The sequence below is a fragment of the Haloferula sp. BvORR071 genome, assembly GCF_000739615.1.
Lineage (GTDB): Bacteria > Verrucomicrobiota > Verrucomicrobiia > Verrucomicrobiales > Akkermansiaceae > Haloferula.
Map to the genome: position 1 here is coordinate 84710 of NZ_BATP01000024.1, position 21396 is coordinate 106105.

General features: G+C 62.0%; 19 protein-coding genes. 14 read left to right on the top strand and 5 right to left on the bottom strand.

Going from position 1 to position 21396, the window contains the following annotated elements; translation table 11 throughout:
- Positions 1-30 precede the first annotated feature (30 nt).
- Positions 31-1362, bottom strand: coding sequence for a 16S rRNA (adenine(1518)-N(6)/adenine(1519)-N(6))-dimethyltransferase RsmA (gene rsmA, locus BV071_RS13485; protein ID WP_035608103.1), 1332 nt, complete (start codon positions 1360-1362; stop codon positions 31-33).
- A gap of 411 nt (positions 1363-1773) precedes the next feature.
- Between rsmA and BV071_RS13490 the strand changes: the two genes are divergently transcribed.
- The 3 genes from BV071_RS13490 (at position 1774) to metG (ending at position 5512) form a co-directional block, all read left to right on the top strand.
- Complete coding sequence (locus BV071_RS13490; protein ID WP_035607950.1) at positions 1774-3462, top strand: hypothetical protein; 1689 nt, start codon at positions 1774-1776, stop codon at positions 3460-3462.
- Between the two features lie 6 nt (positions 3463-3468).
- Positions 3469-3807, top strand: coding sequence for a tetratricopeptide repeat protein (locus tag BV071_RS13495; RefSeq protein ID WP_035607953.1), 339 nt, complete (start codon positions 3469-3471; stop codon positions 3805-3807).
- Positions 3808-3946: 139 nt separating this feature from the next.
- A complete protein-coding gene (gene metG, locus BV071_RS13500; protein WP_035607956.1) occupies positions 3947-5512 on the top strand; it encodes a methionine--tRNA ligase in 1566 nt (521 codons plus the stop codon).
- Positions 5513-5712: 200 nt separating this feature from the next.
- Here the strand turns inward: metG and BV071_RS13505 are convergent, their stop codons facing one another.
- From BV071_RS13505 to BV071_RS13520, 3 genes are all read right to left on the bottom strand, one after another.
- Positions 5713-6123 (bottom strand): hypothetical protein, encoded by a 411-nt coding sequence (locus BV071_RS13505; protein ID WP_035607958.1) that lies wholly within the window; start codon positions 6121-6123, stop codon positions 5713-5715.
- A 326-nt stretch (positions 6124-6449) separates the two neighbouring features.
- On the bottom strand, positions 6450-7010 hold the full coding sequence (locus BV071_RS13515; RefSeq protein ID WP_035607962.1) for a hypothetical protein: 561 nt from the start codon (positions 7008-7010) through the stop codon (positions 6450-6452).
- Between the two features lie 169 nt (positions 7011-7179).
- Positions 7180-7692 (bottom strand): hypothetical protein, encoded by a 513-nt coding sequence (locus tag BV071_RS13520; protein ID WP_035607965.1) that lies wholly within the window; start codon positions 7690-7692, stop codon positions 7180-7182.
- A gap of 573 nt (positions 7693-8265) precedes the next feature.
- Between BV071_RS13520 and BV071_RS13525 the strand changes: the two genes are divergently transcribed.
- From BV071_RS13525 to BV071_RS13535, 3 genes are all read left to right on the top strand, one after another.
- Positions 8266-8649 (top strand): hypothetical protein, encoded by a 384-nt coding sequence (locus BV071_RS13525; RefSeq protein WP_035607968.1) that lies wholly within the window; start codon positions 8266-8268, stop codon positions 8647-8649.
- A gap of 208 nt (positions 8650-8857) precedes the next feature.
- A complete protein-coding gene (locus BV071_RS13530; RefSeq protein WP_035607972.1) occupies positions 8858-10693 on the top strand; it encodes a phosphoenolpyruvate carboxykinase (GTP) in 1836 nt (611 codons plus the stop codon).
- 106 nt (positions 10694-10799) lie between these two features.
- On the top strand, positions 10800-12218 hold the full coding sequence (locus BV071_RS13535) for a sulfatase (RefSeq protein ID WP_035607975.1): 1419 nt from the start codon (positions 10800-10802) through the stop codon (positions 12216-12218).
- A 198-nt stretch (positions 12219-12416) separates the two neighbouring features.
- On the opposite strand, the gene BV071_RS13540 is transcribed toward BV071_RS13535, so the two are convergent.
- Positions 12417-13166, bottom strand: a complete 750-nt coding sequence (locus tag BV071_RS13540) for a hypothetical protein (protein WP_035607978.1) — start codon at positions 13164-13166, stop codon at positions 12417-12419.
- Between the two features lie 228 nt (positions 13167-13394).
- Between BV071_RS13540 and BV071_RS13545 the strand changes: the two genes are divergently transcribed.
- The 8 genes from BV071_RS13545 to tssG all read left to right on the top strand — a co-directional run bounded on the left by BV071_RS13545 (position 13395) and on the right by tssG (position 21392).
- Positions 13395-14417 carry a type VI secretion system ImpA family N-terminal domain-containing protein gene (locus BV071_RS13545; protein WP_265594405.1) on the top strand — a complete coding sequence of 341 codons (1023 nt, stop codon included), beginning with the start codon at positions 13395-13397 and terminating at the stop codon, positions 14415-14417.
- Between the two features lie 65 nt (positions 14418-14482).
- Positions 14483-14998 (top strand): type VI secretion system contractile sheath small subunit, encoded by a 516-nt coding sequence (tssB, locus tag BV071_RS13550; protein ID WP_035607982.1) that lies wholly within the window; start codon positions 14483-14485, stop codon positions 14996-14998.
- A 24-nt stretch (positions 14999-15022) separates the two neighbouring features.
- Positions 15023-16513 carry a type VI secretion system contractile sheath large subunit gene (gene tssC / locus BV071_RS13555; RefSeq protein ID WP_035607985.1) on the top strand — a complete coding sequence of 497 codons (1491 nt, stop codon included), beginning with the start codon at positions 15023-15025 and terminating at the stop codon, positions 16511-16513.
- A gap of 86 nt (positions 16514-16599) precedes the next feature.
- Positions 16600-17094 (top strand): type VI secretion system tube protein Hcp, encoded by a 495-nt coding sequence (locus BV071_RS13560; RefSeq protein ID WP_052573322.1) that lies wholly within the window; start codon positions 16600-16602, stop codon positions 17092-17094.
- Between the two features lie 12 nt (positions 17095-17106).
- Entirely contained in the window at positions 17107-17931 is an 825-nt protein-coding gene (locus BV071_RS13565; protein ID WP_035607987.1) for a type VI secretion system accessory protein TagJ, read from the top strand.
- 7 nt (positions 17932-17938) lie between these two features.
- Positions 17939-18496, top strand: a complete 558-nt coding sequence (gene tssE, locus BV071_RS32925) for a type VI secretion system baseplate subunit TssE (RefSeq protein ID WP_052573323.1) — start codon at positions 17939-17941, stop codon at positions 18494-18496.
- Positions 18493-20316 carry a type VI secretion system baseplate subunit TssF gene (gene tssF / locus BV071_RS13575; RefSeq protein ID WP_035607989.1) on the top strand — a complete coding sequence of 608 codons (1824 nt, stop codon included), beginning with the start codon at positions 18493-18495 and terminating at the stop codon, positions 20314-20316. Before tssE ends, tssF begins: the two co-directional genes overlap by 4 nt.
- The gene (tssG, locus tag BV071_RS13580) at positions 20280-21392 is read left to right on the top strand and encodes a type VI secretion system baseplate subunit TssG (RefSeq protein ID WP_052573325.1); all 1113 of its coding nucleotides are present in this window, start codon (positions 20280-20282) and stop codon (positions 21390-21392) included. Before tssF ends, tssG begins: the two co-directional genes overlap by 37 nt.
- The last annotated feature ends 4 nt before the right edge of the window (positions 21393-21396 follow it).

The window sequence follows — 21396 nt, forward strand, 5'->3', positions numbered from 1 at the left end:
CAATTTCCAAAAACCTCCCGGCTCTACTGATCACAAACCTCGCGAGAGCTTCCAGCATTCTAAAAAACCGCTCGCAAAATCGGACGGACGGGCATCGATCCAAGCACCCAGCTCGTCCGGGCGCATCCACAACGCCGCCTCCACCTCCGCGGAGGGAAAGCGCGGACTGCCGTCCCAGCGGACCAGAAAAAGGCGGACGTGCTCCCAACCAGTGGCCTCGCAGGGGGCAATTTTCCCAATTTCCTGTGCCGGGACATCGGTGATGCCCATTTCTTCCTCCAGCTCGCGGATGGCCGCGCTGGCATAGTCCTCCCCGGCATCGAGGTGCCCTGCGACACTAGAATCCCAGACGCTCGGGTGGGCGTCCTTGAAGCGTGAGCGTTTCTGCAAGAGGAGCTGGCCGTGGCGATCGACCACGAAGACGTGGACCGCGCGGTGGAGCAGCCCCTTCTCGTGCACCTCGCGGCGGGTCGCTTGGCCGGTTACTTGGTCGTTCTCGTCCACCACATCGAAGATCTCCCCGTCCTTCTGCGGGATGTCCTTGAGTGGATGGGGATCGTAGATCCGGGCGAGTTCAATCCATTGGCCGAGAGATAGTTCCTCCGCCCTCGTGGTGGGAGAGGCGCCGATGCTGGCGGCGGCTTCCTCCCACGGTGGATCTTCCGGCATGTGTCGGCCCATCTGCTTGCGGCGCTGGGCGAAGCCGCGGCGGATCAATTCATCGAAACGGCGGGCATCGAAGGCGGGCAACTCCTTGCCGCGGGGCAGCAGGAGCGCCACCGAGGAGTCAATCTGGGGCCGGGGATGGAAGGCTTCCGGCGGCACGGTCTTCAGGGACTTCACCGACCACTCGCTCTGCACCCGCAAGGTCAGGAGACCGTAGTCCTTGGTCCGGGGGGCGGCCGAGAGGCGATCGATGACCTCCTTCTGGAGCATGATCACGGCGCGGCAGAAGGGATTCGGCCGCGACAGGAAATTCCGCAGGATCGCGCCTCCCGAGGAGTACGGCAGGTTGCCCAGGAACTTGACCGGGCGATGCTTGAAGAAGGTGCGGATGTCGAACTTCGCGGCATCGGCATGGTGGACCTCCACCGTCGGATCCGCAGCGTAGCGTTCCTTGAGCCAAGCGGCCAAGCGGGAATCGAACTCGACCAGCACCAGGCGCCGGACCTTTCCCACCAGGTGGGAACTCAGCGCACCGGTGCCGGGCCCGACTTCCACCACCGCATCCCCCGGCTCGATATCGAGCTGGTCGGTGATCCAGCGGGCCATGTTCGGGTCGCAGAGGAAGTTCTGGCCGAGCTGGCGGCTGGGCATCACCCCGGCCGCGGCCAGCGCCTCACGGATTTCCTGTCCAGTCACGGAGCGAGCGATGGCCCCCGGCCGCGGCCGGGGCAAGAGCGCTTTCCGCCGGGCTGACGAAAAAATCGCAGAAACATTTGAACGCGTTCCAAACAGGCCTGTCTGAAACACTGAAAACCGCGCGCAAGTGCAGTTTTCATGTAAGGGTGAACAGCAGTTGTCAGCTCCTGTCGGACTTGTCCGGCGAGGGTTGACGAACTTGGCCGTCGGGGAGTGGGTGCTCCCCGGCGGCTCTTTTTTTTGCCCGGATTGAGACGGCGGGGGCGCTTCCCGCCGCTTCTCCCCTCGCAGGGGGTCCCCCAAAGGGGCCAAAACAGCCCCCTCATGACCGCAAATAGGGGTTGATGCACCCCCGGTGGCTCCATTAACTACCGCGCCCCGCGGGCACACCCCAAGAAGAAGCAAGCGTCCATGATTGAACACCTCCGCAAGTACACCGGCTTGATCATTTTCGTGATCGCCCTGCTTTTCGTCGGCTTGGCCTTCTTCGGCGACCGCGCATCCATGGGTCACTCCAGCCCGACCAATCCCGTGGTGCTCACGGTGGATGGCACGAGCTACAACGCAACCCACTACCGCAAGCTCGCGGAGGTGCCGATCGCGCTGGTGATGAACCAGGACACCATGGGGATGACTTTCCAACTGGGCCTGTATCAATACGTCGGCGAGCTGGATGGCTTGGGTGATGAGCAAGGAGCCCGCCGCTTCTTCATCAACCGGCTGAATCTGCGCGACGCGGCCCAAGACTTCGGGATCGATCCATCGCCGGATGAGATCAAGGCCCGCGTCCAGAAGGCATTTGTCAAACAAGCAGTCCTCGACAAAGACGGAGCCATCAAAAGCCCCGAAGCCTTCGACCAAGAGGCTTACAATGAATTCGTCAAGCAACTGCCGCGCTTCGGGATGCAGGAGAAGGATCTGCTGGATCTCGTGAACGACATCCTGGCGACCGAGAAGCTGAAGGAAATTCTGGGTGGCAGCCTCGCTGGCAGCCGCAGCTTCGCGGCGGAAAGCGGCGCGAGCAGCGAGCAGCAGGTGACGATCCAGACGGCACGCACCGCGCTGGCGACCTTCCAGGAGAAGATCACGCCGACCGACGAGGAGCTGAAGGCAGCTTGGGAAACGACCAAGGAAAAGTACATGGTCGAGCGCAAGATCAAGGTGAGCTACCTGCTGGCCAAGCCGCAGTATCCCGAGCGCAAGGTCGAGCCGCCGAAGCTTCCGACCGCCGTCACCGAAGAGGCGAAGAAGGAAGAAGAGAAGGCGGAGGCCGATAAGAAGGCCAAGGAAGACGCCGAGTATGCCGCGACCAAGCGCGCGATCGACGATGAGGTCCTGAGCAAGATCGAAACCATCCTGACCGGCATCCAGAACAGCGAAGGCAAGGATTTCGAGAAGCTGGCGACCGAGAACGGCTGGCAACTGGTGGCGACCGACTTCATCCAGCGCTCCGCCCTGCCGCCGGAGCTGGCGATTTCCACCGCCGAGACGCGTCCGGTGCCGGTGGGTGACTACCTGTTCCGCCTGACTTCCAGCAAGGAGCCTCTGACCGCCTTCACCGAAGCGCTGCAGCTCAAGGACAACGCGTATCTGATCGCACGCCTGGACGCTTCCGAAGACGAGCGGCCGAAGACCTTCGAAGAAGCGAAGGATCAGGTGAAGACCGACTACATCGCGAACAAGGCGAATGAGGAGCTCAAGAAGGACGCCGACGACAAGGCGGCCAAGATCCGCGAAGGCCTGAAGGCCGGTAAGCCCTTTGCCGATGTCGCCAAGGAGCTGGGCCTGGAGCCCAAGAGCTTGGCCGCCTTCAAGGCGACTGACACGGTGCCGGGCGAGCCGGACGTGAGCTCTCTCTTCCAGACGGCGGCCACGGTGGATCCGGGTAGCCTTGCCGACCCGGTGATCAAGCCGGACAGTGCGCTCTTCATCTTCGTGGAGAAGCGTGAGCTGGTGAAGGACGACAAGCGCAACGAGCGGATCGACCAGAACGTGAAGCAGCAGGCCAACGCGATGCAGAGCTTCACCCTGCGCTCCTGGCTGCGCGAGCGTCTGGAGGCAACCAAGGTCGAAGATCCGCGCGCCAAGGGTAAACACTAAAGGGTGATGTCCGAGACCGAACGCGACGACCTGTTTGACGAGGCGAACGGTTGTCTGGCGCTCGGCGAGCTTGAAGAGGCGGCGGTATTCTACCGCCGCTGCGTGGCGCTAGATCCGGAGTTCTTCGACGGCTGGCACGCGCTGGGCATGTGCCTGCTGAAGCTCGGCCAGGTGAAGGAGGCAATCGGCTGCGGGTTGCAGGCCACCACCTTGAAGCCGAACGACTTGCTGGCGTGGACCGGACTCTCGCAGATGTATGTGCGGGACGGCCAGATCGGCGAGGCCGAGTTTGCCAAGGGGAATGCGCGGATCCTGTCGCTGGGCGGGAAGATCGTGAAGGAATGAGCGTCTGGAATGACGAATTCCGGATTCCCGAATGACGAATGTCTTGTGATGGGAGGGGAGGAATTTGAGGATGGGTGCGGACGCGCTGTTACTTGCGCCCGGCTCCGGGGCCGTTTGAATCCGTTATTTTTTGTCTGCCATGTTCTACATCACCACCGCGATCGACTACGTGAATGGCGCGCCGCACATCGGGCACGCTTATGAGAAGGTCTTGGCCGATGTGATCGCCCGCTACCAGCGGCTGCGCGGTGAGGAGGTCTACTACCTGACCGGGGTGGACCAGTACGGGCAGAAGGTGCAACAGACGGCGGAAAAGGAAGGCGTCAATCCGGCGACCTTCGTGAAGCGGAATACCAAGCTGTTCCAGAACCTGTGGCTGAAGCTGGGCCTGCAAAACGACGGCTGGGCGGCGACCACCGACGAGCGGCACAGGACTTGCGTCCAAGCGATCCTGAGTGACCTGAACGAGAAGGGCCAACTCTACAAGAAGGCCTACAAGGGCTTCTACTCGGTGCGGCAGGAGCAATTCCTGACCGACCGCGACCGCAACGAGGCCGGTGAATTCGGCCCGGAGTGGGGCCAAGTCGAGGAACGCGATGAGGAGAACTGGTACTTCCGCCTCAGTGATCATGCGGAGTGGCTGAAGGAATTTACCGCCAAGCAGACGGACTTCGTGATTCCGGGGTTCCGGAGGAATGAATTGTTAGGCGCGCTGGCGAACTCGGGTGAGATGGATCTGTGCATCTCGCGGCCGAAAGAGCGGCTTCGCTGGGGCATCGAGTTTCCCTTCGATCCGGACTTCGTGACCTACGTGTGGTTCGATGCGCTGATCAATTACATCTCCTTCGCGGGCTACGGGAAGAAGGAGGGCTCGGATCTGCCGGACTTCAAGAAGCTGTGGCCCTGTGCGGCGCATGTGATCGGCAAGGACATCCTGGTGCCGGCGCACGGGATCTACTGGCCCTGCATGCTGCATGCGATGGGCTTCTCCGATGGGGAGATGCCGAAGATCCTGGTCCACGGCTGGTGGAACATGAAGGGCGAGAAGATGTCGAAGTCGCTGGGCAACGTGGTGGATCCCGATGCCTTGGCGGACAAGTTCGGCGTGGATGCGCTGCGCTACTATCTGGTGCGCGATATCACCACGGGCAAGGACGCGGACTTCGATCTCGACCGGCTGGTGATGCTCTACAACCAGGAGCTGGCGAACGAGCTGGGCAACCTGTGCAACCGGGCGCTGAACATGACCGCGCGCTTCGCGAACGGTATCGTGACGACCACGTCGGAGATCGGCGAGGACGAGCAGAAGCTACGCGCCTCGCTGGAGACGGTGACCGCGGAGTATCGCGCGGCGATGGATGCTTTCGACATCGCGGAAGGCCTGAAGGCGATCAACCGCCAGGTGACCTACTGCAATGCCTATGCGGAGCGGAACAAGCCGTGGGAGCTGGCGAAGGATCCCGCGCTAAAGGGGCGTCTGGATGCGGTGCTTTACCACCTGGTGGAGAGTCTCGCGCATTGCGCGGTGCTGCTGTCCCCAGTGCTGCCGGATCCGGCGGAGCGGATTGCCGCGCAGCTGCGGATGGATGATCTGCTGAAGCTGAAGCTGGATGACCTGAAGTGGGGACTGGTGGCGGAAGGTCATGAGACCGGAAAGCCGAAGCCGGTGTTTCCGCGAATTGTGATCGAGGAAGAGGCGAGCTGAGGAAGACAGAGAGGCACCACGAATCGGGCGAAGCCGACGAATCAGGAGAGGTCATCCCTATGGAAAAGCAGGGATGAACCACTAAGACGCCAAGGATGGCGGCCCGAGCGCGTCCAAGCCGGGCGGTGCCCGGGGCGCCCAGGTCGTTGGACACGAGGGCGTGGAAAAGCGACAGGGCCAGCGGCCAACTTCCTTGCCGGCTAAGCGCCATCGGCAGCGGGCTGGAGATAGCTCCGGTGTCGTCGGGCTGATTTCACGAGGAAGCAGCTCCAGATCGCGAGCCAGCCCATGAGGAAGAGCCAGGTAGGGATGCGGACACCGCGATGGCGCGTTAGCGAATCGGTCTGCCAGAAGACCCGTGGGGTCCAATAGAAGTCGTCTTCTTCGGTCAGGCGAACGCGTTCATCGGTTCCGTAGTAATCCGCGTTCGCAGCGATATGGTCGCTCCAGGAAAGGAAAACGCATCCGCCGTAGATTTTTGCGACGAATGATCCGGATTCATCGGGCGTTCCTCCGGGAATAACGCGCTCATTCGACCAGTCACGGAGCGAGCCGCGGTGGATCGTCCGATAAGCCGTGAGGTAGAAGAGAGAATCGATGGTGAGCCACAAGAAGAAGGCGGTAACCAGCAGACCTAGCCAAAGGGTCCGGGTGGCAAGAAGCCTGCGCCTGGGGAGTGACGCGGAGGATGAAGGGCTGAGGGTCACGCGGGGTGTAAACGGGAAGAAGCTACAGCTTGTTCATTGTGATCGGAGGTGAGGGAGACATTTTTTTGGGGGGTGGTGGGGATGCTTGTGGTCGCCGTCATGACGGGAAGGGCCGACGGCTCCCTATTGCCCTTCTTGCGGGAGGTGGATTTTCCCGCCGAAGGCAGCAAAGACTACCAGATCCTTAGTAGGCTTGTGACATTTCAACAATCGCGCCGGAATCTACGACGCTAACGATAGGCGGGGTGCGCCTTGATGGCGTCGCGCAGGGCATCGCAGTCCGACCATGTGAGCTTGGTGCCGCGCATGGTGAGCAGCTTGCGGTCGTCGATGAGCTTGAAGGCGGCGGCATAGATCGCCTTCGCCAAGGGATCGCCGCCGATACTCGTCATGTTCATTGCCTTCAAATACATGGCATCGGCCAGATAGGCGATGACCTCGTCGTTGTGCATGATCACCTTGATATCCGCCACATCCATCAGGGCGTGGACGCTTTCATGGAAGACGGCTGCCTTGCCAATCACGTTGTTCACGACGTTGGCGCTCCCCACGGTGATCTTGCCGATGAGCTTCTTCTCGCCGGGATCGAGGCGCCGGCCTTTCCATGAGGAATAGCTGGCGCCGAGCTGGGAGCCGGTGTTGCCGACTTCGACAGCGATGTCGCCGCTGTCGATGGCTTTGGCGACCTTCTCCATCTGGGTTTTGTCGACGGTGATGACATCGACCCGAATGCTAACGCGGTCGGAGGGAGCATTGCGGAGGATGGCGGCGCAACTTGATTCAAGGCTCATGGTGGTGGTCTCCCGGGTTTGGATTGAATTCGTATTCGGATACCGCGGGAGTGCCTGGCTCCCGCGGGTCCGCCGCGCGCTTGAATCCAGGGAATGAGAACACCCCTTCTCGCGCTCTTGCAGTGGAATCCCGATGCAGTCCGAGGTCAAGCCGCCGGTTTTCTTGCAATCAAGGGGAAGGCGGCAGGGCCTCTGGCTGGAGGTAGCTGCGGTGACGCCGGGCTGATTTCAGGAGGAGGTAGGTCCAGATGCCGAGCCAAGTGGCGAGAAAGAGCCAGGTGGGGATGCGGACGCCGCGGTAACGTAGCATCGAGTCTGCCTGAGAAAATATCCCGGGGGTCCAGGAGAAGGTGTCGTCTGCGGTCAGGCGGGTGCGTTCATCCGTTCCGTAGTAGGAGGCATTCGGTGCAATGTGGTCGTTCCAGATGAGGAATATGCAGCCGCCATAGATCTGGGCGACGAAGGATCCGCTTTCATCGGGTACGCTTCCGGCAATGACAGATTCCTCCGACCAATCTCGGAGGGAGCCGCGGTGGATGGTCCGGTATGCGGTGAGATAGAGGAAGGAATCGGCGGTGAGCCAGAGGAAGAAGGCCGTAACGAGGAGGCCGAGCCAAAAGGTGCGGGTGGAGAGGAACCAGGATTTGGGGAAAGGTGGGGAAGATTGAGGGCGGAGGGTCACGCGAGAGGGTAGACGGGAAGGAGGCGGAGTTTGTTCATCGTGATCGAAGGGATGGAGACAAATTTCCGGGGCAGCGGGGTTGTTTGCCTGATTATCATTTCATGACGGGAGAATCCAGACGCTCCGGTTTTACCCTCCTTGCGGGAGTGGCGGGGATTTCCGATCAAGCTACTACGGACACCGTAGAATTGAAACACCGAGGCAACCCCTTCGGGGTTGAGATTTTTCTTGGATGCTCACCCAAGGCAGGCCCCGGACCTTCTTGCCCGTCGGGCTGCGAATGCCCGGGACCAACCCTGGGCTGTAGGATGGAACGGCGTTGCCGTCCTTTGAGCGGAAGCGGCGTTGTCGCTCTTTGGAGGAACGGCGTTGCCGTTCTCGGGAAAAAAGCCGTTCTGGGAAATTACCGGACCTTTCAGGGATTCATAACTGGATCACAACTCCTATTTCATGCCGGCTGACAGATACGATGAACGGATTGCATGACCCACGAAATTGTCACTACCGGAGTGATGAATCGGCCAGTCGGGCACGTATGTTGCTCGCGATTTGCGACCACCCACTTACATTGCAATGAACACACATCAAGAGTCTGCACCCTTCCCTGACTCGACGATGGTAGCCTCCGAATTGAGTTTCGGGGACTACTGGAGTCCTGAAGCGGTGTCCAATTTGATCCGCTCGAAGTGTAGCTTCGGCGAGACGCCATCCTTCCTGTTTGTAGGCAAGAAGGAGGCTGGCTTGCTGCAGGAGCACCTTGCGGAAGTCTTCGGCAGAGAAGCGGTCAGCACGCTCCACGGCACTTACTACATGGGCCTGGAGGTCGTGGAGATCGAAGTCGAAAGCTTCTTCTTCGCCGGTGGCCGCAAGACGGTCCGGACGCTGCAGGATCCGATCGCGCGACGGCCCGCATGGCGGGATCGCGAGACGGAGGCGCTGTGGCAATTCCGGATTTGATTCACCAAACTGATTTCTCCCCCTGGGGTGGCCTGCGCCCCGCCCTTTCTCTTCGGAGCGGGGCGGGGCGAGGGCGGCCCGTTAGAGAAGTCACTTGATGATGGTTTCGGGCGGGGCATCGGCGGAAATCGGTCAAATCTTTACGGATGCGGCCCAAATCCTCCGATAGGGTTGATTGGCGGCGCGCAAATTGCATTTGATGGGAGATATGAATGCCCCTTCCCGTCACGCCGGACTTCTTGCTTGGGTCGAGGAAATGAAAGCGCTGTGCCAGCCGGAGACGGTGGAATGGTGCGACGGCTCGCGCGAGGAGTGGGACCGGCTCTGCCAACTGCTGGTGGATAAGGGGACTTTCACACGGCTGAATCCGCAGAAGCGGCCGAACTCGTATCTGGCACGCTCCGCGCCCTCCGACGTGGCGCGAGTGGAGGACCGGACTTTCATTTGCTCGCGGCGCAAGGGCCTAGCCGGCCCGACCAACAATTGGATGGAGCCGGGCGAGATGAAGGCGCTGCTGACGGAGAAATTCCGCGGCGCGATGAAGGGACGGACGATGTATGTGGTGCCCTTCTGCATGGGTCCGCTGGATTCGCCGCTGGCAAAGATCGGCGTGCAAGTGACCGACAGCGCCTATGTGGCAGTGAACACGCGAATCATGGCGCACATGGGCCAGCGGGTGCTGGAGCGGCTGGAAGCCGAGGCGACGGAGCAGGTGCACTCGCGGCGCGAGGGCCACGGGCATTTCATCCCCTGCCTGCATTCGATCGGCGCACCACTGGCGGAGGGCGAGGCCGACGTTTCCTGGCCCTGCAATGAGGACAAGTACATCGTGCATTTCCCGGAGAGCCGCGAGATCTGGTCTTATGGCTCGGGCTACGGTGGCAATGCGCTGCTCGGCAAGAAGTGCCTGGCGCTGCGGATCGCGAGCAACATCGCGCGCGAGCACAACTGGCTGGCGGAGCACATGCTGATTCTGGGGATCGAGTCGCCGCAGGGTGAGAAGACCTATGTGACGGCCGCCTTCCCCTCTGCGTGCGGCAAGACGAACCTGGCGATGATCGTGCCGCCGAAGACCTACTCGGATGCGGGCTGGAAGACGACGATCGTGGGCGACGACATCGCGTGGCTGTGGCCGCACGAGGACGGACGCTTGCACGCGATCAATCCGGAGACGGGTTACTTCGGCGTGGCTCCGGGGACATCCTACGACACCAATCCGATCGCGATGGAGTCGATGAAGGAGAACACGATCTTCACGAACGTGGCTCTAACCGATGATGGCGATGTGTGGTGGGAAGGTCTGACGAAGGAGGCTCCGGCGCACTTGATCGACTGGCAGGGCAAGGATTGGGAGCCGGGTTGCGGCCGGGTGGCGGCGCATGCGAACGCACGCTTCACGGCACCGGCGAGCCAGTGCCCGGCGATCGATGCCGAGTGGCAGAACCCCGAGGGTGTGCCGGTGTCGGCAATCATCTTCGGCGGGCGGCGTCCGGACACGATGCCGCTGGTCTATCAGGCCTTCAACTGGTCGCACGGTGTGTATGTCGGTGCGACGATGGGCTCGGAGGTCACGGCCGCGGCGATCGGACTGAAGCCGGGAGTGCGGCGCGATCCCTTTGCGATGCTGCCCTTCACGGGGTACAACATGGCAGACTACTTCCACCACTGGCTAGACATGCGGCGGAAGGTGAACCGGCTGCCGCGGTTCTTCCACGTGAACTGGTTCAGGAAGGACGAGAACGGGAAGTTCCTGTGGCCGGGATTCGGCGAGAACATGCGGGTGCTGGAGTGGATCGTGAACCGCTGCCAGGGGAAGATCCCCGGGTACGAGACGCAGATCGGGTGGACGCCGGATTGGGAGGACTTCAACGTCGAGGGATTGGATGGCTTCGATGAGAAGCGCTTCGACCAGTGCATGGCCTTCAATGCGGAGGAGTGGAAAGCGGAGATCCTGTCGCAGGGAGAGTTGTTCCTGAAGCTCTACGATTACTTGCCGAAGGAGATCGTGTTCCAGCGGGAGTTGCTGGCGGCGCGGTTGAGTTGAGGGGAAGTGCCGGGTGATCAGTGATCAGTGGGGAGAAGAGGAACCACGAATGAACACGGATTGACACGAATGAAAGGCAGGGAGAAGGGCCGTATTAGCAGCTCCCATGAAGTCGCTCTTCACCTTTTCCCTTTTCTTGCTTGGGGCAAGCGGCGGTTTCGCGGCGGAGGCGAAGCCGAATGTATTGTTCATTGCCGTCGATGATTTGAGGCCGTGGCTGGGGTGTTACGATGCCTCGCTGAAGGGGCGGTCGCCGAATATCGACAAGCTGGCGGCGAGCGGGCGGCTGTTCACGCGGCACTATGTGCAGGTGCCGACTTGTGGGGCTTCGCGCTGTGCCTTGTTGTTCGGGAGACGGGCGGGGCATTTCCCGGCTGACGTGGGGAATGATGCGATCATGAAGACGGCGGGAAAGCAGCCGCTGCCATCGATGCCGGCGTTCTTCCGGAAGAACGGGTATCGCACGGTGGCGATCGGGAAGATCACGCACTACCCGGGCGGGCATGGAGGGAAGGATTGGCAGGAGGGGCCGGAGGAGTTGCCGGGGTCTTGGGACGAGTGCTCGATGCCCTGTGGGCCATGGAAGACGCCCGAGGCGGCGATGCATGGCTATGCCGGTGGGATGGGCCGGGCGGAAACGAAGGAGAAGGGCAAGCCGCCGCTGACGCAGGTGACGGAGGGGGATGACAAGTCTTGTACCGATGGCTGGACAGCGGAGGCGGCGACGGCGCGGCTGAAGGAGCTCGCGGGCGAGAAGAAGCCGTTCTTCCTGGCGGTGGGTTTCCTGAAGCCGCATCTGCCGTGGGTGGTGCCGCAGGGCTATGCGAAGGCGGATGCCGGTGCGATGGCCCCGGCCTTGGCTGCCGGGGCGGTGAAGCCGGCATTCCCGAGCACTTGGCATGGGAGTGCTGAGTTCCGGCAGTATGGATTCAACGCAGGCGATCCCTTTGCTTCACCGGAGGCGGTGAAGAGGTATCGAGAGGCGTATCTGGCCTGCGTGCGATACTCCGATGCGCAGGTGGGGAAGTTACTGGATGCGCTGGCGGAATCACCGGCGTCTGGGAACACGATCGTGGTCTTGTGGGGGGACCATGGGTTCCTGCTCGGGGAGCACGGGGTGTGGGGAAAGCATTGCCTGTATGAGGAGGCATTGCGGTCGCCGCTGATTATCCGGGTGCCGAGGCAGGAGCAGGCGGGAGTGAAGAGCGAGGCGATCGTGGAGACGGTGGACCTCTATCCGACGCTGGCGGGGTGTGCGGGCTTGGATCTGCCAGAGGGACTGGAGGGGAATTCGCTGGCGCCGCAGTTGAGGGATGCGGGTGCGAAGTCGGATGGGGTGGCGGTTTCAGCCTGGCAGGAGTTTGTGTCGGTGAGGGATGAGGGGTTTCACTTGGTATTCTCGAAGAAGGATGCGGAGCATGTGGAGCTGTATGATCTCGCTGCCGATCCCGGTGAGAAGGTGAATGCGGCGGAGGAGAAGAAGGAGGTGGTGGCGAGGATGAGGGGGATGTTAGAGGAGAAGTAGGGGACAACGGACTCAGTGATCGATGCCCAAGAAAGGATGCTGAGGGCGGATGCACCCGGGGGCACTTGGCGAAGGCGGGAGTTTCAGGGTGCCTCACGGCAGCAAGGCTGCCTGCCGGAAAGCGGCAGCAAGCTGCACGCAGTCCAAGGCGGCTGCGCCGCGATTGGAAGCGGACCACCACGCTGACAGTCCAGCCGTTTAGTTCCCGCCGGAGACGCGGAGGGGCGAGACGTCGGTGAGGACGGCGACGTTGGGCTCGTCGCGGGCGGCGACTTTGGCGAGGTCGACCATGCTGCGGTCGATCTGATAGACCTTGGAGCCTTTGACGCGGTTGTTGGCGTCGACGAGGACGACCGAGCGCCCCTTGGGGCCTTGGGGGTCGTTGACGGGGACGACGTAGGTCTTGCTCTTCTCTTGCTTGATCTCGGTGTCGATCATGACGAGCTCGCGCTTGGTGGCGGACTCCTCCTGTTGCTCGGCGGCCTTGTTCTCGCTTTCGGCGGCGGCGAGTTGCTTGGTCTTCTCGGGCGCGGGGAGCGGCGAACTCTGGATCTTGGCGACCTTGGCGGCGTGGCGCTTGGTGCGCTCGGCGGTCTGGGTCTTGTGGCGCTGGACGGTCGCCTCGCGCTTCTTTTCGAGCACTTTCAGACGCTCAATGCGATAGCCGCCGATCTGCTTTTGCACGAGGGCTTCGAGGATTTGCTCCTCGTTGCGGCCGAGCTGGCGCTGGCCGTTGATGTAGCGCGAGATCTTGCCGAGCGAGCCGATGTCGACGGTGCCATCGCCGCGGGCGATGAACTTCACTTCATCGCTGCCATCGCCGCGGCCCATGTTTTTGGTCGGGTCCCAACCCTGGTTGGAACAGGCGGGAGCGAGGACTACGATCAGACAAATACCACCGGCACGAAGGATCGACGGGCTTTTCATCAGAACGGCAACATCGCTCATGTCGAAAATCTATCAAGTCGATTTCGATGTGGCATTCGTGCGGGATGCACTGAATTTGATCGTTACCCATTTTTGCTAGGCTTGTCTCAGCGAGGCTGATAGCGGTTAGGTTGAAAGGGGGAAGAAACGTCGCAATCGGCCATGCGTTAGCGCGTAGGCAGCTGGCGGCGCTGCTGTCCTCCGCTCGAACCCCAGAACGAGAAGAAGCGAACGGCGGCAATGATCGACGTGACTGAACTCCTGACTCCTGTTTCGACCGCTCCGCCCTGCGGTCCCGATTTGGAGGATGATGCGGTATCGCCCGCGAACCCGGGCATGATGGCCCAGCAAGCGGCATTGTACAATCTGGACGCGCTCTACTCTGAAGCGCGGCGTCCGGATTCCGACGATGCGGCGTGGCAGGGCGTGCTGGCAGCGGCGACGGACTTCCTGGGCCATAACAAGCACCTGCGTGCAGCCGTGTATCTATGCGATGCAGCGATGCGGCGGCAGCGGGCGCAGGGGCTGGCGCAATCGCTGGAGCTGGTGCGGAAGATTTGTGAGACCTACTGGGATGACTTCCATCCCCTGCCCTCCACTCCCGGTGGCAAGCAGGCGCGGGTGAACATCCTGAGCGGCTTGGCCGGGAACAGCTTTCTTGCAGCGCTGCGCAGCATGCCCTTCGTGTCGGGCATGCCGGAGGCGACGCTGAAGGCCTATGAGGCGAACGCGGGTGCGGATGAGGACGCCTCGACACGCGCTTTCGCAAAGGCGACGCTGGGGGCGACCAACAAGGAGGTCCTCGATGATGCGCTGGCGCAAGCGACGCAATCACTTGAACAGGCCCAGTGGATCGTCGCGAAGGTGGACGCCGCTTATGCGCCGGACAACGAGGTGGACTGCGGGGAATTCCTGACAGGCGTGGAGGGGAAGCTCGTGAAGCAGCTCGGGGTGATCCGGCGGATTCTCTCTCACGCGACCGGATCGCCGGTAGAAACGGTGGCCGGTGCAGCGACCGAGGGCACTGCTACCGCGGCGGCGGCTCCGGTGGCCGGCGCGGGCGGATTTTCCAAGGCCAGCATCCGTCCGATGCTCGACCAAATCATCGACTACTACCAGCAGAACGAACCCTCCAGCCCAGTGCCACTGCTACTGCTGCGGGCCAAGCGGCTGATGGACCTGAGCTTCATCGACCTGGTCAACGACACCGCCGGCGAGGATGCCGTGCGAAAGGCGCAACAAATTCTTGGTATCGGCAAAGAAGGAAGCTAAAGGATAGGCGATAATTTGTCTCAGGTACTAGCCGGGGCATTCCGGCGTTCAACGATCTCACCACGATGAGCAGCCAAAAATACATCACCCGCAACCGTCCGCCGCGTGTCCACATCACCTACGAGGTGTACACCGGGGATGCGATGAAGAAGGTCGAACTACCCTTCATCGCGATGGTCATGTCCGATCTCTCGGGCAAGAACGCGGCGGAACTCCCGGCGGTGGCCGACCGCAAGTCGATCGACATCCACGCCGACAACTTCGACCAGGTGCTCAAGTCGCAGAAGCCGCGCGTGAGCTTCCTGGTGGACAATCACCTGACCGGCGAAGGCCAGCTGCCGGTGGACATCACCTTCGAGAAGATGAGCGACTTCGAGCCCGGCGCGGTGGCCCGCAAGGTGGACGCGCTACGCGAGCTGCTGGAGGTGCGGCAGACGCTCGACAATTTGCTGGGGGTCATCGGTGGCAAGCCGAAGGCCGAGGCTCTCTTCGAGAAAATCCGCCAGGATCCCACCCTGCTCCAATCGCTGGTCAACGAAGCCAAGAAGGCCGGCGCGCTGGATAAGCCTGCCGACGCCTGATCAAAGCCCACGCCGAACACTTCCATGAGCGATACAGAAACCTCCAAGCAGTCAGCCGCCGGCGAATTTGAAAACGTCAGTGCGCTGGATGCCGCGATCGAGGGCCTTTCCCTCCCCACCAAGGGTGCCGAGGATACCACCAAGAATGCCGCACGCTCGCTGGCAGCGTGGATTCTCAAAGACACGGTCACCTATGATGGCAGCATCCTCGCCTACATCGAGGGCGTGATCGCGCAGATCGACCAACTCCTATCCAAGCAGCTCAATGCGATCATGCACCACGCGGACTTCCTGAAGATGGAAGGCAGCTGGCGCGGGCTGGAGCACCTGGTCTTCAACACGGAGACCGATGACCAACTGCGGATCGAGATTTTCAACATCAGCAAGAGCGAGGTGCGCCAAGTGCTCAAGGAGTACAAGGGCGACAAGTGGGATCGCAGCCCGCTCTTCCGCAAGGTGTACGAGGAAGAGTTCGGCATGCCGGGTGGCAAGCCCTACGGCGTGATGATCGGCGACTACGCTTTCGACCACTCGCCGGTGGACGTGGACATCCTGCGCGGTGTCGGCCAGATCGCGGCAGCGGCACATTGCCCCTTCATCACCTCGGCGGCTCCGACCCTGCTGGGGCTGAGTTCCTGGCAGGATCTCTCGAAGCCGCCCAAGATCGACAAGGTCCTGTCGAAGACGAATCCGGAATACGCCGCATGGCGCTCACTGCGGGCTTCGGAGGACTCGCGGTATCTGGGTCTGACCCTGCCGCGCTTCCTGGCGCGCGCGCCGTATGATCCGGTGAAGAACCCGATCGATGACTTCGAATTCGTGGAGGAACTCGGGGGTGCGGATCACGACAGCTATGTGTGGTCGAATGCGGCCTATGCCTTCGGGGCGAACGTGACGCGGGCCTTCAAGCTCTACGGCTGGTGCACCTACATCCGCGGCCACGACAGCGGCGGCAAGGTGGAGAATCTACCGGTGCACACCTTCCCCTCCGACGACGGCTCGATCGACTACAAGTGCCCGACGGAAATCGCGATCACCGACCGCCGCGAGCACGAGCTGGCGAAGGTCGGGCTGATGCCACTCTCGCACTACAAGAACGAGGACTTCGCGGTCTTCATGGGCGCGCAATCGCTGCAGGAACCGCAGAAGTACTACGAGGACGATGCCACGGCGAATGCCGCGCTCTCGGCCCGCATGACCTACCTATTCGCCTGCTGCCGCTTCGCCCACTACCTGAAGGTGATGGTCCGCGACAAGATCGGCGCCTTCATGGAGCGCAACGAGATGGAGGACTGGTTGAACAAGTGGATCAACAACTACCAGTGCGACTCCAGTTCCTCGTGGGAGCTCAAGGCGAAGAAACCACTCGCCGCCGCCAAGGTGACGGTGAAGGCCAACGAAGCCGACCCCGGCTACTACGAGGCCGACTTCTTCCTGCGGCCCCACATTCAACTCGAAGGTTTGACCGCTGCCCTACACCTCGTCTCGCGCCTGCCCAGCCTGGGCGGCAAGTGACCAGGATTATTTCCATGCCCCCTCCGCTGTTCTATCCCGGGCGTCCTACGCCCCAAAAATCAATCTAACGGAAAATCCATCGCGCCATGCCTGACTATTACATGCAGATCAAAATCGACGGCTCTGAAGTCAAAGGAGAGTCCGGCGATGACGGTCACAAAGAGTGGATCGAGATTTCCTCGATCTCCCACGGCATCTCCCAAGCCGCAGCGTCCGCCGCCAGCCAAGGTGGTGCCAAACCCGAGGGCCGCAGCCATCACTCCGACATCGTGGTGACGAAGATGTACGACTCCGCTTCGCCGAAACTCGCGCTCGCCTGTAGTGCGGGCAAACGGGTGGACGAGGCGGTCTTCGAACTCTGTCGAGCGACCGGTGAGAAAACCTGCTTCCTGAAGATCACGATCAAGAACGCCTTCATCTCCAGCTACACCGTGAGTGGTGGCGGCGACATTCCGAGCGAATCGGTATCGATCGCCTATACCGAGATCGAGTGGGAGTACAAGCAGCTCAACCCCGACGACTTCAAGGAGAAGACGACGATCGGCCACAAGTGGAGCCTGAAGACGAATACCGGAGAATAATCATTCGCCGAGATGTCTCAAGTCACTTGGGAAGACGCGCTCCGGAGCGGAGATCTCTCCGGAGCGCTCGCCGCCATCAAGGAAAGCGTCCGCGCGAAGCCGACCGACGGGGACTTGCGCCTCGTGCTCATGCATCTCGCGGCGTTATCCGGCGAATGGGAGTCCGCGGTCAAGCAGCTCAAGCTGTATGGCGACCTCGGGACCGACGAGCAGCGGCAGTTGCTGGTGATCACGGTCACCTCGCTGGTTGAGGCCGAGACGCAACGCGTCGCGGTATTGGCTGGCGAACGCGAGCCGCTGATCTTCGGCGATCCCTTGCCGTGGATGGCGGACTTGATCCAGATGCACCGCCATCTCCGGGCCGGGGAAACCGAGGCCGCCTTGCAATGCCGCGACAAGGTCACGGATGCGGCGGAGTCGGTGCCAGGAACGATCGACGGCAAGCGCTTCGCTTGGCTGGGCGATACGGACTCACGCTTCCCGGCAATATTTGAGGCAGTGATCGGCGGCTCATACTACTGGCTACCGGTGCAACGCTTGTTAGGGGTGCGGGTATCCACACCGAAGACCCTGCGCGACCTGATCTGGCTACCGGTGAATTTCCAATTCACCAACGGGTCGGACACGCCGGGCTTCCTGTGCGCTCGCTACTCGGGATCCGAGAAGAGCGAGAACCAGAATCTCGCTCTCTCACGCGGCACGGTCTGGGATGAGCCCCAGCCGGGTCTCGTGAAGGCAGCCGGCCAGAAGGTGCTGACCGACGGTGAGAACGACTACTCGCTGCTGGAAGTCCGGAAGATCGAATTCGAGCACCCCGACATCGAGCGACCCCTGTGAGGGCAGGATGAACCGCCGCAATCACCAACTTGAAAGCGGGGTTCTCCCCTGCCTCTTTGATCGTATCGTCCGCTCGCTCGGTCGGGGGACGCCCGAGAGCCGGCAGATCGACTCGCGGGTGTACCGCGATGCGATCCGCCGTGACCTCGAGTGGCTCTTGAACTCGAAGCGCCGACGGACGCGGGAGGAGCTGGACCGCACGACGATGAGCAATGCGGGCAAGGCGGCGATCGATGATGCACCCAGCATCTACGATCACGAGGAGCTGCCGCTCTCCGTGATCAACTACGGCATCCGCGACTTCAACGGTGCCGCGGTGAATCCCGACGACGCGCGGGTGATGGAAGGAATCCGCAGCGAGATCCGCGATGCGATCAAGCAGTTCGAACCGCGGATCGTGTTCGACAGCCTCAAGATCGAGCCGATCCAGAACGAGAAGGAGCCTTCGATCCTCGCCTTCTCGATCGAGGCGGAGCTGTGGGCCCTGCCCGAGTGGGAGTCGCTGCGGATCGACATCGATCTGAATACCGGGTCCTGCCAGGTGAAGGATGGAGGTGTCGCATGAACGAGCGCTTCCTCGAACTCTATGATGTGGAGCTGCAGCACCTGCGGCGGCTGGCGGGAGAGTTCGCGCGGCACCGGCCGCAGACCGGCAAGCAACTCGGAATCGATGTCGACGGGCGGCAGCTTTGCCAAGACCCTTTCGTCGAGCGCTTGCTGGAGGGCTTTTCCTTCTTGGCGGCGCGTGTGCACTATCAGCTTGAGGCGGAGTTTCCGCGCTTCACGCAGGGACTGCTCGAGACGGTGTATCCGGACTATCTCGCGCCGCTGCCTTCGGCGGGAGTGGTGCGTTTCAATGTCGATCCCGGCGCGGTCTTCGAGCGGGTGGAGATTCCCGCAGGGAGCGAGGTGGTCACCGAACCCTTCGGGCCGCGGGCAACACGCTGCCGCTGGCAGACGACGCAGGACCTCACGCTGCTGCCGATCCGCATCGCCGACGTCAGCTATCGATCAGGACACGGGAACATCGCGACCGCGCATGAGGCCGCGCTGAGCATCCGCCTGGAGCTGCTGCACCCCTCGATGTCCTGGGAGGAGTTGGGCTGTGACAAGCTGCGCTTCTTTGTCCCTGGCGCGGACCAGGGGCGGCTGCGCTTGCTGGCGCACATCATCTCGCGGAGCCGCGGCGTATGGTTCGGCGGGCCGAATGGAGCGCGGCAAATCACCGCGGCGAACTTGAAGCAACTCGGTTTCGGCGAGGGTGAACGGCTGCTGCCGATGAATCCGGCAGGCTTCGAGGGCTACCGTCTGTTACGCGAGTATTTCCTGCTGCCGGAGAAGTTCCACTTCTTCGAGATCAGTGGGCTGAAGGAGGCGCTGGCGGCGACAACGAGCCGCGAAGTGGAGATCCTGCTGCCCTTCTCGGAGGACGACAGCTCGCTGCAGGCGATCGTCGGCAAGAAGTCGCTGGAGCTGTTCTCCACGCCGATCGTGAATTTATTCCCGCTGTCGCGGCGCTTCGATTTCGATGCCCGGCGCCCCGAGCATCACGTGACGATGGATCGGGCGCGCACGCATGACTTCGAAGTCTACTCGATCGAAGGTGCGACGGGCCATGGAACCACCAGCGGTGAAGACACCCGTTTCCGGCCTTTCTTCTTCAACCAAGCGGACGGCGACAAAGAGCAGGCCTTTTACATGGTCCGCCGCGATTCGTTCCCGCGGGCCACGAAAGGCGTGATGCTGCCGCACCTCGGCTATCCTGGTTCGGAGGTCTATCTCTCACTGGTGGACCTGAAGGCGGCTCCCTTCCGCTTGGATATTCGCCAGATCGGGGTGGAGGCGCGCTGTACCAACCGCCACCTGCCGCTGCTGATGATCGAGCAAGGCTTGCCGGTGTTCACCTATCCCGAGAGTGAGCTCGTCCAATCGATTGAGTTCCTGGCCGGCCCCACGCCGCCGGCAGCTTCAAATGCGGAGGGACCACACGCGTGGCGGCTGATCAGCCATCTCTCGTTGAACTACCAATCGCTGATCGGGGCCGATGGCGATGCCGCGGCCCTGCGCGAGCTACTCGCGCTCTACGCCGAGAAGAGCCGCCGCGAGATCGCCTCGCTGCGCACGGTTCGATCGGAGGCCAAGCAGGCGCTGCATCGCTTCGAAGGCGGTCCGCCGTCCTTCGTGCGCGGCCTGGAGATCACCCTGGGTTTCGATCAAAATGTCATGAGTGCGCCCGAGGTGCTGCTCTTCAGCCGCGTGCTGGAAGAGTTCTTCGGCCGCTATGTTTCGATGAACTGCTTCACCCAAACCTCGGTCAGCTTGCTGCCGGGCAAAAAGGAACTCGTCCGATGGCCACGACGAATCGGCAAGACCTGCTTGATCTGATCAACACGCTGGTCGAGCGGCCGCAGGGTTTCTCGTTCTACCAAGCCGTGCGGGTGCTGGAGTGTGCCGCCGCGGGAAGACATCCGCGTGTCGGGCGCTCGCGCGATCCGGCGGACGATTTCGTGCGCTTCGGCCAGTATGTGGATTTGGTCCACCTCGCGACCGACCTACGGGTCTGCACGCCGGCAGGCGACCCCGAGGACCCGATCTACAAGCTGAAGGCCTGCTTCACGGGACTGTCCGGCCCCTTCGGGCCGATGCCGGAGTGGATGACGGAGACGCTGGTGCATCTCTCGCACGGCATTCCGGACGAGGTGCTCTTCCAATCCCCGCAAGGTGCCGGGCTCTATGCGAGTTCCGCGGTGAAAGACGAAGGAATGGCAGAGTTCCTCGACCTCTTCCACCACCGCATGTTCAGTTTCCTCTACCGGGCCTGGGCCTCGGGGAACATGCCGGTGGCCTTCGACCGGGTTGCCACCGGTGGCACGAGGCATGAGGGCGATGCGCCGCGCTTCGGACACTTTATTGCCAGCACCTTTGGAGCGGGTAGCGATCAGCTCTTCGAGCACCCCCAACTCCCCTCTCTCGCGCGGCTCGCCTTCGCCGGGCATCTCTCTTGCCAGACACGTCACGCCGAGGGGCTGGTCTCGATTCTTTCCGGCTTCTTTCATGTGCCGGTGGAGATCCGGCAATACGTGGGGCATTGGATGGCGATTCCGGAAGATTCGCGCTGCCGTTTGGGTGAGAGCCCGGACAGTGGCACGCTGGGGCAGAGCATCTTCGTCGGCAGCCGGATGTGGGACCACCAGCAGAAGTTCCGCATCCGCTTGGGTCCGATGAAGCTTTCTCAACTGAAGGACTTCCTGCCCGATGGCCGGGCCTATCCGCAGCTCGCGGCGTGGGTGGACTTCTACACCTCGCGGCAGTGGATCTGCGATTTCCAAGTGATTCTCCAGAAGGAAGAAGTGCCTGTCACCGTGCTGGGCCAAGCCGGGCAGCTTGGACGGTCCTCTTGGCTCAAGTCGCGCGACTTCGAGCACGACGCCGAAGACCTCGTGCTCAATCACGCCAACTGAACGA